This is a genomic window from Bacillus sp. MM2020_4 (genome assembly GCF_011250555.1).
GTDB lineage: Bacteria > Bacillota > Bacilli > Bacillales > Cytobacillaceae > Neobacillus.
The window spans coordinates 30,477-45,355 of sequence record NZ_JAANMZ010000011.1; the positions used below are offsets into that span (position 1 = coordinate 30,477).

Here is a 14,879-nt window from a genome sequence, read left to right on the forward strand (position 1 = left end):
TTCCGTCTATTTAAGCTATTTTAAGTGCTATTATCTCAATAAGAGAAATTTCTCCGCTTATTTATCAAACTCGCTTTAGCATCTAATACACTTGTACAGTTTACGGGTTGTTTCCTGAAAAAAAGAAATTTTAAAAAGGCTTAGAGATTATTGCATCTCTGAGCCTTTTTGACTGTGATTTGTGCTTTGAAGTTTAGGTGCTTTGCTATTTGTATCGTTTTGCACCTCACAAATAAACCAGCTACCCACTAGCGGTCTTTCTTCCCGTAATCCCAATATTTGATACTGTCTGTCTTCCCTGTGGGCTCACTTTTGATGACATTCCCATCTTTGTCCTTGTAAACTTCGTACTCTTCGTACGTTTCTACGGTATAGCCATCAACTCTTTCTGTTTTCTCCAGTTTTTCCTCCAATTCCGGAACATCACTTGACGGCTCCACTACAACGGGTTGTGCCATGACCGGCTGATCGGCAGAATACGCATAATTTTTATTCCAGAAGGAGTAGGGGGATTCCAGATAGGCCGCAATCCCTATGGTAACCAAAAGGCAAGATACACTTGTGACCGTTTTTATTCTCATGCAACATGGGCTCCTTTGAAAAATTCTATCTTATACCCATTTTATGCATGTCCTGCACCGCCATATGACTTAATATTTTTTAATTATTATGTGCCTTCATCCCACTAAGGTGGGGGCGGAACACAAGAAATAGTAGAAAAGCAACGATTGTAATGATAACACCTGAAATATATGGGAGTCCCACTGCCATTGAAAACAGCCAGCCACCTAATGGCGGGCCGATGATGCGGCCTAAGGAATCAAAAGATGATAGAAGTCCGGTTGAACTTCCATGGCCGGCAGTAGATTTCTTTGTCAGCAGGGATGAGACGCTCGGGCGAATAACCCCATTCCCGAGCCCGAATATGGTTAAATAAATGGCTGCCGTCGTAAAATTATGGACCAGCAGAATTAAACCAAAGCCAATCGCAGACACAATCATCCCGCCTTGAATAACAGAACTTTCCCCGTACTTTTTGGTTAATCTGCCGACCAGTCCTCCTTGCACCATCGCACTGCCAAAGCCCATGATCATAAAAATATAGCCTAACTGAATCGCGTCCAACCCAGCTTTTTTAGCGGCAAAATAAGCAAATGTTGCCTCTAAACCTGAAAGAGATAATGAAATTAATAATTGGACAAAAAATAGCACGGACACAGCACCGTTAAATGCTTTCCAGATAGAAGTTTTTTCCTTTGATGTATGGCTTTTTTTCTGTTTTGATTCCTTTAACAAAATAAATACCAGAATCAAGGTGATAAAGGATGATCCACTTGCAAGATAAAACGGCGTACTTAAGCTAATTTTTGAAAAAATACCGCCAATCGCCGGACCAAACACAAAGCCTAATCCTGTGGCGGCGCCAATAATTCCCATGCCTTTGCCACGATTTTCTTCTGTTGTGATATCGGCAACATAAGCCATTGCTGTAGGCATATTGGCGGATGAAAGAATTCCCCCAAGAATTCTTGCGGCAAACAGCATCCAAAGCTCAGATGACATCGCCTGGATCAAGAAAGAAAGTCCAAGACCAGCAATTCCGATCATCATCACTGGCTTACGGCCGATGCGGTCGGACACCTGGCCCCACATCGGTGCAAAAATAAGCTGCATGAGCGAATAAACGGCCATTAATAGGCCAAGTTCTGTTGGATTAGCGCCAATTTCTTCGGCGTAAAAGGGTAAAACCGGAATGATGATCCCGAAACCTACCATAACCAAAAACATAACGACAAATAAAATCGGTAAAGCTGATTTTGTTTGCAACCGAATCTCACCTCCCTAACCATTCGAAATACGTACATTCTTATTATAGAATAATGTAAATGGCCGTTCTAATCAATTTTTTCCTCAAGTGGAAATGGTATGCAGCTTTCCATCCCTGTAACCTTACGAAAATGCAAGGGAGGAAGCATATATAAAAATTCTTAGGATTGATAGGGGAGTACTAATAAAAAAAGAACTATAACGTTGATAAATTCATCAGGCCATAGTTCTTTTAAACTTATCGTACTGCTTTTCTCGTACTTTCCGACGCAAAATCGGCGATGAAGACGAGAATCATATAACATAAGAGGAGAAGCGTAATTTGAGTGTAATTGAAAAAGCTCATTGCCAGTTTAAATTCCATTCCCAAACCTCCTGCACCAACAAAGCCCACGACAATCGTTGTTCGCATAATCACTTCCCAGCGATATAGAATATACGTGAGAAATCGCGGTAAAACAATAGGGAGGATGCCATAAAAAAGGGTTTCTATTTTTGAAGCACCTGAGGCAGCTAAATTTCGGATCGGGCGAGAATCCATATCTTCAATAACCTCTGCCCACAGCTTCCCGAGAATCCCGAAATTATGAAGGGCGAGCGCAATGGCTCCAGGTAGAAGTCCGGGTTTGAAGATAAAAATAATCATCATCGCCCATACCAGCTCTGGAACTGACCTCGAAAAGATATAAAGGATCCTGACTATGCCATAAAGGGGCCAATTATACCATCTCTTAGAGCCGGTTAAATAGCCATTAGCCATATTTCGAGCAGCAGGAACTACTGTAAGGAATGCTGCGATGGTCGCAAATCCAATCGCCATAATACTCATTTCAAACGTTTCGAGCGTAAGTTTTAACACAGCAGCCCAGCTTCTCCCATCAAGGAAAGCAGGGTCATCACTAGTTAATCCAATCAACCCACCAAAAAATCTTTTTGCCGCTTCGATATTTTTCTCCGATAGTAATTCAAAAAACTCCGCATTCTCCGCAATCTGGATAAAGGCCCACGACCCAACTATTAGCAACAGTGTGAAAAATACGGATCTCCATCCAGCACTGAATCCAGATTGTTTCTTGCGATCTATCAAGGCTTTGCGGACAAAATTACTCCAAATATCTACCAATAGGACGAGAGCGATGAGGAAAAAGACAAAGGCCCAAACCCGGTCATATTTAAGATCTTGGAGCGAAAGTTGTATCTGATAGCCGAGACCACCAAGACCAATAAAGCTCATAATCGCAGAGGAACGAATCGCACATTCAAAGCGGTACATCGTATAGCTGATCATACCAGCCCAAATGAGTGGAAGATAACCGTAAATTAGGGTTTGTAGTTTCGATGCTCCTGCGGAATGTAAGGCCTTGATTGGTTCTTCTGACACATCGGTTAGCATATCCGCAAAAATACGTCCAAGGATGCCGCCATAGGGAATGGCCAAAGCAAAAATGGCCGCATAGGGGGAAAGTCCGATGGCTGCCACAAACAGCCATGCCCATATTAATTCATGAATCGAGCGGGTAAACCCTAATATTCCTCTAAAGAAAACCTTAGAGACCATCCTGGAGGATTTATTGGAAGTCAATACACCTGATGCAAGAATTCCGACGATAAAGGCATAGATAATGGCTAAAGACATTCCCACAACAGCGTAAGCAAGAGTTGTCCACGCAGATTCGAACCCGAGTATTAAGACTTCAGACGATAAATCCGGATGAATCAGTCCTTCCACTATTTGCAATAAGGTTGGAATTCCGCCGGAATGAACTAAATCGGCATTCCATTCAATCGAAAAGAGGCTCCAGATAAAAATGGCAAGTAAAACCAAAGTTAGAATGAACCGATTATGCAAGCGAAAGATCAATTTCATGCCATTACACCACTTTTAAGCTGATACAGCTCAGCTAAAAGATCATCTGTTACTTTTTCAGTTGGCAGGTCAAAGAATATTTCACCATTTTTCATAGAAATAATCCGCGTAAAATATTTTCTGGCGTATTCAACAGAATGCAAGCTGGTAATTAACGTTTGCTTTTCTTCGGTAACGATTTTCGTTAGCATCTGAAGAATATCATCTGCACGTGCAGGGTCAAGGGAGGCTACCGGTTCATCTGCTAAAATGATTTCAGGCTTTTGCACCATTAATCTTGCCATCGCAACCCTTTGCTGCTCCCCGCCGGATAGGGTAGAGGTAATCTCATACGCTTTTCCGTGAAGGCCAACCCGTTCTAATGCTTTTATGGCAAGATCTTTTTCCTGTGGAACAAGTAAGGAAAAAAGTGATTTTATTGTACCCCACTCCGAAAGTTTCCCCACCAACACATTATGGATGACGGCAAGCGGTCCAATTAAATCAAATTGCTGACGGATAACACCGACTTTTTTGGCGAGGGATTTCCCTTTTTTATGCGCACTGAGGGACTTACTATCTATTAAAAGATCTCCGCTGGAAAGTGGAATAAGCCCTGCAATCGAATTTAGAAGCGTCGTTTTACCGGCACCACTTGGTCCAATCAAAGCCACTAATTCCCCTTGTTTAACCGTAAAAGAAAGGGAAGATAGGGCTATCTTCCGCTCAAAGTTTTTTGTTAAATGATTTGCTTCAATCATTATTTTTGAAGACATCTTTTTCTACACCTTCTACTTAATAATCTTTAGTTCCTTTGCCACTTTCTCAATCTTTTTGTAATTATCATTTTTTGTTTCAACAAAGCTGTCCGTTTGGAATAAATCAGCAATATCTTTTTGCTCACCGGTAATGGAAAGTAGGGCATTCTTCACGTTTTGCTTTGTGCCCTTCCCAAATACGTCCTCCACATTGCTATTGATTGTCCAGTTATAATCGTAATAAGCAGGGGTAGTGTAAAATACTTTTACTTTGTTGGTATCGACTTTTCCTTCTTTTACCGCAGACTCCCAAACAGCTTCGTTTAAAGCACCTGTTTTGAAAGCACCCGATTCTACTAATTTATAGGTTGCGTCATGGGAACCGGAGTAATTCGGTTTACCGTCCAAGTCTTGCTCAGGTTTGATTCCTGCTTCCGTTAGAAAATATCGAGGCATCAAATGGCCGGAGGTTGAGCTTTCGCTGCCAAATGTGAACGATTTGCCTTTCATGTCTTCGAGTTTTGTGAAGTTTTCCGATGTCTGAGTAATAAAAACAGAGTGAAACTCGGCGTCACGTGGTCGCTGAACGATGGATTCTGCATCCGGAACTAGATTTCTAGCTTGCACACTTGTTAAGCCTCCAAACCAGGCCATATGTATTTCACCGCGTTGAAATCCCGTTACAAGCGCTGCATAATCAACTGATGGTACAAATTCGACCTTTAATCCCGTCTTTTCACTAAGATATTTAGCGACTGCTGTCATTCCTTTATCGAGATCAGCGGCGTTCTGGTCAGGGATCGCCCCAATTTTAAATACTTCATTTGTCTTTGTTTCTTTTTTTCCTTCATTCGCATGATCATCTTTTTGGCTGCCACATGCAGCTAATGAAAATACAAGCATTGTAAGAATAAGAATAGAAAACCACTTTTTCACTATATTCACCTCATAAAAGAATTAAGTACATGGTAATTTTACAGGTTTCGACATATTATGCAATGGATTTCACCAACTTTCCATAATTTTTTTTAATACTTGTTATAAAAATTTTTTATTTATAAGAGGTATTTTAATAAATAAAATCCCCTGCATCTTTTAGCAGGGGATTCATCATATTACACTGTATGTTGTGACCCATTTCTCGTTGCTTACTATATAGCGAGTCAGCTTTGAAAATTCTTATTGAAAAATACCATTCTTAATTGGCAATAACAACATTTCTCTGTATAGTCTACCTATCGATTTGGGTATTGTAAGGGAAAAAGGGAAATTACATATGATCGGACTACTAGTGGCTATTCTTATCTTTAATTCCATTGCTTTTATCAAAAATAAACGACTTTCGGGCAATCAAATCGTTCATATTTGGTCATTTACAATTGCTTTTCAGGTTGTCTTCGATGTATTTGTCGAGTTCAAATACCATGGATATTGGTATTTTGATAAAGAAATCGATTGGGTAGGTCTTCTGCCGCACTTATTTCTCGTACCAGCCGCTAATATCATCTTTTTAAAATGGTTTCCGTTTAATTCAAACATAGTGAAACAAATTTTGTATTTCGTTGTTTTCATCATCATTATTCTCCTTTACGAATTGGTCACCCTATTGCCAGGACCGTGGGGGTACTTTCATTATGGTTGGTGGAAACTTTGGCACGCTGCCATGATAAATCCATTCTTATTGCTGATTTTATTAGGGTATTATAAGTGGATTTGCAGGCTGGAGGAGAAGGCTGCTCGTAAAAACCAGGATTAACGCATATTTTTTAATGCCGTTTAGACAAGCATACAAACATGTACATATAATAAAAGAAAAATGGAAGGGGTGGATAGATGGCGATTAATCGAGATGGAGTCACGATTGGTACGATTTCTGGTGGTATTGTTAACTTTGGAGGAGCTGTTTATATTTCTCCTATATCAATCACACGAACAACCACTGGTGCGGGTGAGGAAAATAAAGGGGCAGTGACAGCCACGAATTCAGCAACGCAAACCAGTATATCCAATATATTAGACGTAATCAGCCGGAGTTTACGATAACTCCGGCTGATTTTTTTTATATTAGGATGCCTTTAAGCCTTGAGAAGATTGGCTTTGCTTCAACGGTTTTGCCACATTAAAGACGATATTTAGAAAAATGGCGGTTAAACTGCCAGCGACTATCCCGCTATTTGTCAGGATTTTAATACTTTCCGGTAACTGGGCAAATAGATCAGGAACGGTTGTAACTCCTAACCCAACACCAACAGAGCAAGCAATGATCAAGAGATTCTCTTGAGAAGAAAAATCAACCTTACTGAGCATCTTAATACCTGAAGCAATCACCATTCCAAACATGGCCACCATTGCACCCCCAAGAACGGAGGTGGGGATTACCGTGGTTAAGGCAGCAATTTTTGGAACAAATCCAAGAAAAATTAAGATTCCAGCAGCTGTATAAATGACTTTTTTGTCTTTCACACCTGAAAACTGGACAAGGCCGACATTTTGCGAATAGGTGGTATAGGGGAATGAATTGAATACGGCCCCGATGACACTAGCTAAACCTTCAGAACGATAGCCTTTGACCAAATCTTTCTCCGTAAGCTTCCTGCCAGTAATATCACTTAAAGCGAAATAGACACCAGATGATTCTACAAGACTCACAATCGCCACAAGAGTCATGGTAATGATCGGAGCTAATTCAAATGATGGTGTGGCGAAATGGAAAGGGGTTACCATATGGAACCAGGAAGCCTCATCGACGGCTGAAAAGTTTACTTTCCCCATAAAGAAAGCTACAGCTGTTCCAGCCACTAATCCTAAAAGAATAGAAATAGCGCGAATAAAACCTTTAAAAAATCGGTAAAGAATAATAATAAATAGCAACGTACCAAACGCGAGAGCGATATTGGAAATTGACCCGAAGTCAGGGCTGCCTTGACCGCCAGCCACGTTATTCATAGCAACTGGAATCAATGTTGTTCCAATGATCGTGACAACAGAACCGGTAACAACTGGCGGAAAGAAGCGGATCAGCTTTCCAAAAAAGGTCGCAATGAGCATAACAATAATACCGGACACCAATATCGATCCGTAGATAGCGGAAAGACCATATTGTCCACCAATGGCAATAATTGGCCCCACAGCGGTAAACGTACAGCCCAGCACGATCGGCAGTCCAATACCAAAATAACGATTTTGCCATACTTGAAGCAATGTGGCGATTCCACTTGTCAGAATATCAAGTGAAACTAAATAGGCTAATTGTTTACTAGAAAGACCAAGTGCACCACCGATGATTAGAGGGACAATCACGGCTCCAGCATACATCGCTAATACGTGCTGAATCCCTAAAGAAGCGGTTTTCAAAGGATTTTGTTTCATTAGACTAATTCCTCCACTTTTTCATTAATAAAGGTGACTTCTCCGTTTTCTAAAGAAGCAATTCTTGCTAAGGATTCAACTCTAAGGCCCATTTCCTTCAACTTTTGCTCCCCATGCTGGAAAGATTTTTCGATCACAATGCCAATGCCGCAAACCTCTGCACCACTTTGTTGAACGATCTCCACCAAGCCAAGAGCGGCTTGTCCATTTGCTAGAAAGTCATCAATGATCAGCACCCGATCCTCTTTATTTACATATTTTTTTGAAATCGAGATTTCATTTGTTTCATTTTTGGTAAAGGAATGAACACTTGCTGTCAGTAAATCTTCATTGAGAGTGACGGATTTTCTTTTGCGAGCAAATACAACCGGTACTTTTAAAAATAATCCAGCCATTACAGCCGGGGCAATCCCTGAGGATTCAATTGTTACGATTTTTGTTATGCCAGCACTCACAAATCGAGTCGTGAACTCTTTTCCAATTTCAAGCATTAAGTTAGGATCAATCTGGTGATTTAAAAATGAATCGACCTTTAAAACGTGTTCTGAGAGGACTTTTCCGTCCTTTTTAATTCTTTCTTCTAAAAAGTTCATTGTGTATTATTTCCCCCTAATGAAAAGTAAAAAGCCCAAAGATCATCGCTCACTTCCATAATCGAGTGAGGCAATGACCCTTGGGCTAAATGTCCAAAAGGGCACAGAAAAGCGCACAATTAACCCATGCATTTTTCTCATTACCCACTCATAGTCGGATTATTTACGGTAATCCGGTAGAAACTTGCAAGCCATATCCCTGCGATTATACGAGCGAAGTCTTATTCATTTATGTTCACATTATAACACGGGGAATCTATTATTCAACCCTTAATTTCAAAAAGGCGAACAATCAATTGATTAACAGGTAAATTGTTCGCCTTTATAAAACGCTTTCTTCATTATGCTCATGTTGCAAAACAAGGATTGAATAAGTATTCATTTTCCGTTACTATTAAGATATGTTCCTTTATTCAGAAGATTCAAAAATATATTCTAAAATCGGGGGAATGAAAATGGTAGAAAAAACTCGGCCATATTGGCCGGCCCAGTTACCGGCTGAACTATCTTATTTACAAGGTAAAAAACCACTTTTTGCTTACCTTGAACACCATGGGAAAACGAATCCATCTGCTATAGCCTATATTTATTACGGTGCCGAAATCACATGGGGGACCCTCCTCGAAAACGTAAATCGTTTCTCCCGATATTTAGTCGCAAAGGGGGTAAAGAAAGGGAGCGGTGTGGCCCTTTATTTACAAAACTGTCCCCAGTATATTATTGCTCACTTTGCAATTCAGAAGCTTGGCGGGGTCGTGATTCCATTAAATCCGATGTTTAAAGAAAATGAGTTAGCCTATTATTTAGAAGAAGCGCCTATCGAAGGAATCATTGCAGGTTCCGAAGGATATCCTCACGTAAAAAAAGCAATAGAGAAAACCCGCCCTTTATCATTTATTGTTACAACCACCTACGAAGCTTTTCTCCCTGAACAAACAAACTGGAAGTTTCCTGAAGAATTTCTTTTTCCAAAACAAACATTCACTGATACTGATGATTTCCACGAGATTCTCCAAACTGAATTACCTTATGAAAAAAATGAAGATCTGGATATTTGGAATGACGTTGGATTAATGGTTTTTACATCGGGAACCACCGGTCGTCCGAAAGGAGCCTTGCTGACTTTCGAAAATGCCTTATTTAAAACGGCCGCGACGGTCCAGGCAAATGGCATGGGCGACAAAGAAATACTGATGGCTAGTGCTCCATTATGCCATATTGCCGGAATGGTGATGGGTTTAAACACGCCTGTTTATACTGGCAGACCCTGTGTGTTGTTCTCACGCTTTGACCCCATTGCAACTATAGCAGCAATTGAAACATATGCTGTAAGTTTTTGGTACAGCATTGCCCCGATGAATGGGGCGATTTTACAATTACCTGGGATTGCTGAGAAAAATTTATCTAGCTTGAAAACCAATTTGGCTACAAGCTTTGGTGTTCAGGTAACAAAAGAACTGGCAGAAAGATGGAGGGCTGTTACGAAGGGGTGTGATCTTTATGAGGCATCGTACGGGTTAAGTGAAACCCATACCTGTGATACCTTCATGCCAAAGGATAAAATTAAATTCGGCTCCTGTGGAATCCCTATCTATGAAACGGCAATCCGGATTGTTGATCATGAAACAGGAAGAGAGCAGCCGGCCGGGATACATGGGGAAATTGTTGTTAAAAGCCCTGGCGTTTTTAAAGGCTATCTAAACCGGCCGGAAGCCACAGCAGAAACCTTAAAGGATGGCTGGGTTCATACCGGTGATATCGGGTACCTTGACGAGGATGGTTATTTATATTTCCTTGGCCGGGTGAAAGAAATGATTAAAAGCTCCGGTTATAGTATTTTTCCTGAGGATGTAGAGGCGCTGTTAAATCTTCACCCGGCGATTCGGCAATCTGCTGTCATCGGTGTTCCTGACCCCATCAAAGGTGAGGCAGTTAAAGCATTTGTTGTCTTGCATGAGGGGCAAAGGGACCATTTAACAGCCGCGGGTCTTATCCAGTGGGCAAAGGATACAATGGCTGCCTATAAATATCCACGATATGTCGAAATCATTGATCAGCTTCCGACCACATCATCTGGAAAAGTGTTGAGGAAACTATTAAAAGAATAGGAGCGAGATATGGAATCGTTACAAAATCTTACAAATGAGTTGCGGGCAAAGAAAGAGGCGGCCATTTTGGGTGGCGGCTCAAAAAAAATTAACGCTCAGCATGACCGCGGGCTATTAACGGCACGGGAACGAATGGCAAAGTTAGCTGACAGCGGCACCTTTATGGAGCTTGGGATGCTAAATACATCAGATGTGAGCGGGGAAGAGGGAAAGAGCTATGGTGATGGCTTACTAGCAGGTATTGCGAAAGTAAATGGACGCTCTGCTGTGATTCAAGCTGGGGACAAAACTGTTTTTGCCGGGACAGAAGGTAATGTCCATATCCGAAAATCAAAAAGTATTTACGAATTAGCTGTAAAAAACGGGCTCCCCATTTTCTCACTCCATGAAGGAGGCGGCTTGCGGATGCCCGATGGAATGGGGTCTGACGGAATCAGCGATAAATTGTTTCCGCGAGAAATGCTCACATTACACCGACAAGTTCCAACGATGACAGCAATACTTGGGGATAGCTTTGGCGGTCCGACTTGGACAGCAGTTTCCTCTGATTTTGTCACACAGCTTCAGGGTACCTGTATGGCCATCGCCGGTCCCCGAATGCTTGAACTGGCAAATGGACAAAAATTATCGCCGGAAGAATTGGGTGGAGTAGATATTCACCATAAGTTTACGGGACAAATTGATAATGATGGTGCTACAGAAGAGGAATGTATCGAACAGTTGAAGACATTTTTTACTTATATGCCACAACACGCCGGCGAACGGCCAAATTATAGAGAAACATACGACGATCCTTATCGGTTAGTGGAGGAAGTATTGATGATTCTGCCACAGCAGAAAAATCGTGTCTATGATATGAAAAGAATCATTGAATCACTGGTGGATGAAGGTCTAATGTTTGAATATCAAAGGAAATTCGCTAAGGGAATTATTACGGTCTTTGCCCATTTAAATGGCCATGTCGTAGGTATTGTTGCCAATCAGCCAAACCAATTCGCAGGAGCGCCGGGACCGCAGGAATGTCAAAAGGCAACTGAATTTATCTGCCTGTGTGATTCCTATCATATCCCGCTCATTTTCCTCCATGATACTCCCGGATTCCGGATCAGCAGTGAAGCAGAGCGGGCGAAAATGGCAACGAAAATCATGGTGTGGAATCAGGCCTTGGCGCTATCAACGGTGCCCAAAATTTCAGTCGTTATTCGAAAAAGCATTGGTGCAGCCTATGGGAATATGTGCGGACCCGGAATGGGCGGTGATTTAGTCGTAGCCTGGCCGACAGCAGAGATTAATTTTACCGGTCCAGAGGTCGGCATTAATGTTGTGTTTGGACGGGAGCTTGCAAGGGCTGAAAATCCAAGTGAGGAAAGAAAGAAACTATTAGAATTATGGTCATTTGATAGTTCACCATACAAAGCGGCAGCTAAGCATTTAATAGATGATGTCATACAACCGAATGAAACACGAAAATTTCTTTGTCAATCATTAGAATTTCTCCTTACCTCTAAACGTGAAAAAAGTGAGCGCCTTTTAGCAGCCTGGCCGACGGGAATATAAGAGATGTAAGAAGCCATAAATAACGAACAGACCAAATCGGATTGGATTTGGTCTGTTCGTTTTCTTTCCTATTTAATCTCTAATTGCTCCAGCTTCACGGGAAGTCATCGCACCTTGCCCTTCGCTTACATCCTTCTGAATTTCTTGTTTTACTTTTTGAGCATTCGTTCCGGCAAATTCAGGAATCATAATAGAACCTACATTCCCTTTAGCTTGTTGATTCTGTTTCATACAAGTCCTCCTCCATTTAGGGGTATCAATTGTATTATTTACAAAAACTCCAAACATCTCATTAGAAAAATAAAGAAATAACCTATATTTAACCGGGGTACACTAACAAAGAATAAAAAATATTTGTCCTCCAGTAGTGAACAAATGCAAAAAAATATGATAAAGTATAAAATATAAATCCATACATACCACAGTTTAACAATCAACTCTGTGTCCTCTGGAGATGGACAAATGTGTTTTAATAACGAAGGGGGAATGAAATATGTCTAGTCACACATTAGAACAATTTTTAAATGAAAATCTCGAAGATTTAAAAGGGAAAGGATTATACAATGTCATTGACCCGTTAGAAAGCCCAAATGGACCAGTCATTACAATTAACGGCAAAGAACTGATTAACCTTTCTTCCAACAACTATTTAGGGTTAGCAACAGATGAACGCTTAAAAAAAGCCGCAGCTGATGCCATTGAAACATATGGTGTGGGAGCTGGTGCGGTTCGTACGATCAATGGGACGTTAAAGCTTCACGTTGAATTAGAGGAAAAATTAGCTGAATTCAAACATACAGAAGCGGCAATCGCCTACCAATCCGGTTTTAATTGTAACATGGCGGCAATTTCCGCTGTCATGGACAAAAATGATGCGATTTTATCTGATGAATTAAACCATGCCTCCATTATTGATGGCTGCAGATTATCAAAAGCAAAAATAATCCGTGTTAATCACTCAGATATGGAAGACTTACGTACTAAGGCAAAACAGGCGAAGGAATCTGGTCTTTACAATAAGATCATGGTCATTACGGATGGTGTTTTTTCGATGGATGGAGACATTGCGTTATTACCTGAAATCGTTAAAATCGCCGAGGAATTTGACCTTATAACCTATGTTGATGATGCACATGGCTCAGGTGTCCTAGGAGATGGTGCAGGAACGGTCAAGCATTTTGGTCTTTCTGATAAAATCGATTTCCAAATCGGCACGCTATCGAAAGCAATTGGCGTCGTTGGCGGCTATGTCGCTGGAAAGAAAAACTTAATTGATTGGTTGAAGGTACGCAGCCGTCCATTCCTGTTCTCAACTTCTTTAACTCCTGCTGATGTCGCAGCAAGTAAGAAGTCCATTGAAATATTAATGGAGAGTACCGAACTGAACAAAAAGTTATGGGAAAATGGCAACTACCTGAAAAAGGGCTTAAAAGAATTGGGCTTTAACATTGGAAACAGCGAAACTCCGATTACGCCATGTATTATTGGTGATGAATCACTGACACAGCAATTTAGTAAACGTCTGAATGAAGAAGGGGTTTACGCAAAAGCGATTGTGTTCCCAACTGTTCCGGCAGGAACCGGACGTGTCCGCAATATGCCAACTGCTGCTCATACGAAGGAGATGCTTGACCAAGCCATTGCTATCTATAAAAAAGTCGGTAAAGAAATGGGCGTAATTTAATATAGGTCATGGCACGTTCAACAAATAGGTAACGTACCTATAAGTAAAGAAATTATACAGCATAAGTGAAGAGGACGGAGAAACAACGATGAAGCGTATTTTAATCACAGGTGCATTAGGACAAATTGGTTCAGAATTAACGTTAAAGCTTCGCGAAATATATGGTGCGGATAACGTTATAGCAACAGATATCAAAAAAAATGACAGTGAGGCAGCACTTAGTGGTCCTTTTGAAACAGTAGATGTGACCGATTTGAACAAAATGGTTGAAACTGCCAAAAAATATAACGTTGATACGGTGATGCATTTAGCAGCACTTTTATCGGCGACTGCTGAAGCAAAACCTGTTTTTGCTTGGAATTTAAATATGGGCGGGCTGATGAATAGCCTTGAAACAGCAAGAGAACTAAATGCCCAATTTTTCACTCCCAGCTCGATCGGTGCCTTTGGTCCATCGACACCAAAGGATAATACTCCTCAGGACACCATTATGCGACCAACTACCATGTACGGTGTAAACAAGGTTGCGGGAGAGTTGCTTGCTGATTATTACCATCACAAATTTGGTGTTGATACACGCGGTTTACGTTTCCCCGGGTTGATTTCCTATGTAGCACTTCCAGGCGGCGGGACAACCGATTATGCGGTTGAGATCTATTATGAAGCTGTTAAAAGTGGGAAATATTCTTCCTATATCGATAAGGGAACTTACATGGACATGATGTACATGCCCGATGCCCTACATGCCATTATTGATTTAATGGAAGCAGATGCATCGAAATTAATCCATCGCAACTCTTTTAATGTAACAGCCATGAGTTTTGCACCGGAAGAAATTGCTGCAAGTATCGCCAAGTATATTCCAGGCTTTGAGATCTCTTACGATGTGGATCCGGCTCGTCAACGTATTGCCGATAGCTGGCCAAATTCCATTGATTGCAGTGCAGCCAAAGCAGAGTGGGGCTTTAATGCTACGTATGATTTAGATAGAATGACAAAGGAAATGATTGAAAAACTACGTCAGAAACTATAATTTGAGATCCTGGGCCATCGCGGTTCAGGATTTTTCTTATAAAAATAGCTAGCTTCAAAAATTCCTTGGAGCCCTTATCGCTGCATATTCCCCAAAGAATGGTT

The 14,879-nt window shown here is 41.1% G+C and carries 14 protein-coding genes and 1 riboswitch; of the genes, 6 read left to right on the plus strand and 8 right to left on the minus strand.

The window, feature by feature from the left end:
* Window positions 1–248: 248 nt before the first annotated feature.
* From G6554_RS09820 to G6554_RS09840, 5 genes are all read right to left on the minus strand, one after another.
* On the minus strand, window positions 249–581 hold the full coding sequence (locus G6554_RS09820; protein WP_166241250.1) for a hypothetical protein: 333 nt from the start codon (window positions 579–581) through the stop codon (window positions 249–251).
* A gap of 79 nt (window positions 582–660) precedes the next feature.
* On the minus strand, window positions 661–1,827 hold the full coding sequence (locus tag G6554_RS09825) for an MFS transporter (protein WP_166241252.1): 1,167 nt from the start codon (window positions 1,825–1,827) through the stop codon (window positions 661–663).
* 238 nt (window positions 1,828–2,065) lie between these two features.
* Entirely contained in the window at window positions 2,066–3,694 is a 1,629-nt protein-coding gene (locus G6554_RS09830; protein ID WP_166241254.1) for a PhnE/PtxC family ABC transporter permease, read from the minus strand.
* Window positions 3,691–4,449, minus strand: coding sequence for a phosphonate ABC transporter ATP-binding protein (locus G6554_RS09835; RefSeq protein ID WP_166241256.1), 759 nt, complete (start codon window positions 4,447–4,449; stop codon window positions 3,691–3,693). Before G6554_RS09835 ends, G6554_RS09830 begins: the two co-directional genes overlap by 4 nt.
* A 15-nt stretch (window positions 4,450–4,464) precedes the next feature.
* The gene (locus G6554_RS09840) at window positions 4,465–5,367 is read right to left on the minus strand and encodes a putative selenate ABC transporter substrate-binding protein (RefSeq protein WP_166241258.1); all 903 of its coding nucleotides are present in this window, start codon (window positions 5,365–5,367) and stop codon (window positions 4,465–4,467) included.
* A gap of 340 nt (window positions 5,368–5,707) precedes the next feature.
* Here G6554_RS09840 and G6554_RS09845 point away from each other — a divergent pair, with 340 nt between their 5' ends.
* Window positions 5,708–6,187, plus strand: coding sequence for a hypothetical protein (locus G6554_RS09845; RefSeq protein ID WP_166241260.1), 480 nt, complete (start codon window positions 5,708–5,710; stop codon window positions 6,185–6,187).
* 77 nt (window positions 6,188–6,264) lie between these two features.
* A complete protein-coding gene (locus G6554_RS09850; protein ID WP_166241262.1) occupies window positions 6,265–6,474 on the plus strand; it encodes a spore germination protein in 210 nt (69 codons plus the stop codon).
* A gap of 21 nt (window positions 6,475–6,495) precedes the next feature.
* Here G6554_RS09850 and G6554_RS09855 read toward each other — a convergent pair whose 3' ends face one another.
* Complete coding sequence (locus G6554_RS09855; RefSeq protein WP_166241264.1) at window positions 6,496–7,800, minus strand: nucleobase:cation symporter-2 family protein; 1,305 nt, start codon at window positions 7,798–7,800, stop codon at window positions 6,496–6,498.
* A complete protein-coding gene (locus G6554_RS09860; protein ID WP_166241266.1) occupies window positions 7,800–8,393 on the minus strand; it encodes a xanthine phosphoribosyltransferase in 594 nt (197 codons plus the stop codon). The genes G6554_RS09855 and G6554_RS09860 overlap by 1 nt, the downstream gene beginning before the upstream one ends.
* Before the next feature lie 131 nt (window positions 8,394–8,524).
* Window positions 8,525–8,626: riboswitch (purine riboswitch) on the minus strand.
* Window positions 8,627–8,848: 222 nt separating this feature from the next.
* Here G6554_RS09860 and G6554_RS09865 point away from each other — a divergent pair.
* The gene (locus tag G6554_RS09865) at window positions 8,849–10,501 is read left to right on the plus strand and encodes a class I adenylate-forming enzyme family protein (protein WP_166241268.1); all 1,653 of its coding nucleotides are present in this window, start codon (window positions 8,849–8,851) and stop codon (window positions 10,499–10,501) included.
* 9 nt (window positions 10,502–10,510) lie between these two features.
* On the plus strand, window positions 10,511–12,058 hold the full coding sequence (locus G6554_RS09870) for an acyl-CoA carboxylase subunit beta (protein ID WP_166241270.1): 1,548 nt from the start codon (window positions 10,511–10,513) through the stop codon (window positions 12,056–12,058).
* Between the two features lie 72 nt (window positions 12,059–12,130).
* On the opposite strand, the gene G6554_RS09875 is transcribed toward G6554_RS09870, so the two are convergent.
* Window positions 12,131–12,289: a hypothetical protein gene (locus G6554_RS09875; protein ID WP_166241273.1), complete on the minus strand. Its 159-nt coding sequence runs from the start codon at window positions 12,287–12,289 to the stop codon at window positions 12,131–12,133.
* 262 nt (window positions 12,290–12,551) lie between these two features.
* Here G6554_RS09875 and G6554_RS09880 point away from each other — a divergent pair, with 262 nt between their 5' ends.
* Both G6554_RS09880 and G6554_RS09885 read left to right on the plus strand, forming a co-directional pair.
* Window positions 12,552–13,742, plus strand: coding sequence for a glycine C-acetyltransferase (locus tag G6554_RS09880; protein ID WP_166241275.1), 1,191 nt, complete (start codon window positions 12,552–12,554; stop codon window positions 13,740–13,742).
* A gap of 88 nt (window positions 13,743–13,830) precedes the next feature.
* The gene (locus tag G6554_RS09885; RefSeq protein WP_166241277.1) at window positions 13,831–14,775 is read left to right on the plus strand and encodes an L-threonine 3-dehydrogenase; all 945 of its coding nucleotides are present in this window, start codon (window positions 13,831–13,833) and stop codon (window positions 14,773–14,775) included.
* Window positions 14,776–14,879 lie beyond the last annotated feature (104 nt).

Bases quoted from the DNA above. Each gene is read 5' to 3' on its own strand.
- G6554_RS09820 (WP_166241250.1), bottom strand. From the start codon at position 581: ATGAGAATAAAAACGGTCACAAGTGTATCTTGCCTTTTGGTTACCATA.
- G6554_RS09830 (WP_166241254.1), bottom strand. From the start codon at position 3,694: ATGAAATTGATCTTTCGCTTGCATAATCGGTTCATTCTAACTTTGGTT.
- G6554_RS09835 (WP_166241256.1), bottom strand. From the start codon at position 4,449: ATGTCTTCAAAAATAATGATTGAAGCAAATCATTTAACAAAAAACTTT.
- G6554_RS09845 (WP_166241260.1), top strand. From the start codon at position 5,708: ATGATCGGACTACTAGTGGCTATTCTTATCTTTAATTCCATTGCTTTT.
- G6554_RS09850 (WP_166241262.1), top strand. From the start codon at position 6,265: ATGGCGATTAATCGAGATGGAGTCACGATTGGTACGATTTCTGGTGGT.
- G6554_RS09855 (WP_166241264.1), bottom strand. From the start codon at position 7,800: ATGAAACAAAATCCTTTGAAAACCGCTTCTTTAGGGATTCAGCACGTA.
- G6554_RS09860 (WP_166241266.1), bottom strand. From the start codon at position 8,393: ATGAACTTTTTAGAAGAAAGAATTAAAAAGGACGGAAAAGTCCTCTCA.
- G6554_RS09865 (WP_166241268.1), top strand. From the start codon at position 8,849: ATGGTAGAAAAAACTCGGCCATATTGGCCGGCCCAGTTACCGGCTGAA.
- G6554_RS09870 (WP_166241270.1), top strand. From the start codon at position 10,511: ATGGAATCGTTACAAAATCTTACAAATGAGTTGCGGGCAAAGAAAGAG.
- G6554_RS09875 (WP_166241273.1), bottom strand. From the start codon at position 12,289: ATGAAACAGAATCAACAAGCTAAAGGGAATGTAGGTTCTATTATGATT.
- G6554_RS09880 (WP_166241275.1), top strand. From the start codon at position 12,552: ATGTCTAGTCACACATTAGAACAATTTTTAAATGAAAATCTCGAAGAT.
- G6554_RS09885 (WP_166241277.1), top strand. From the start codon at position 13,831: ATGAAGCGTATTTTAATCACAGGTGCATTAGGACAAATTGGTTCAGAA.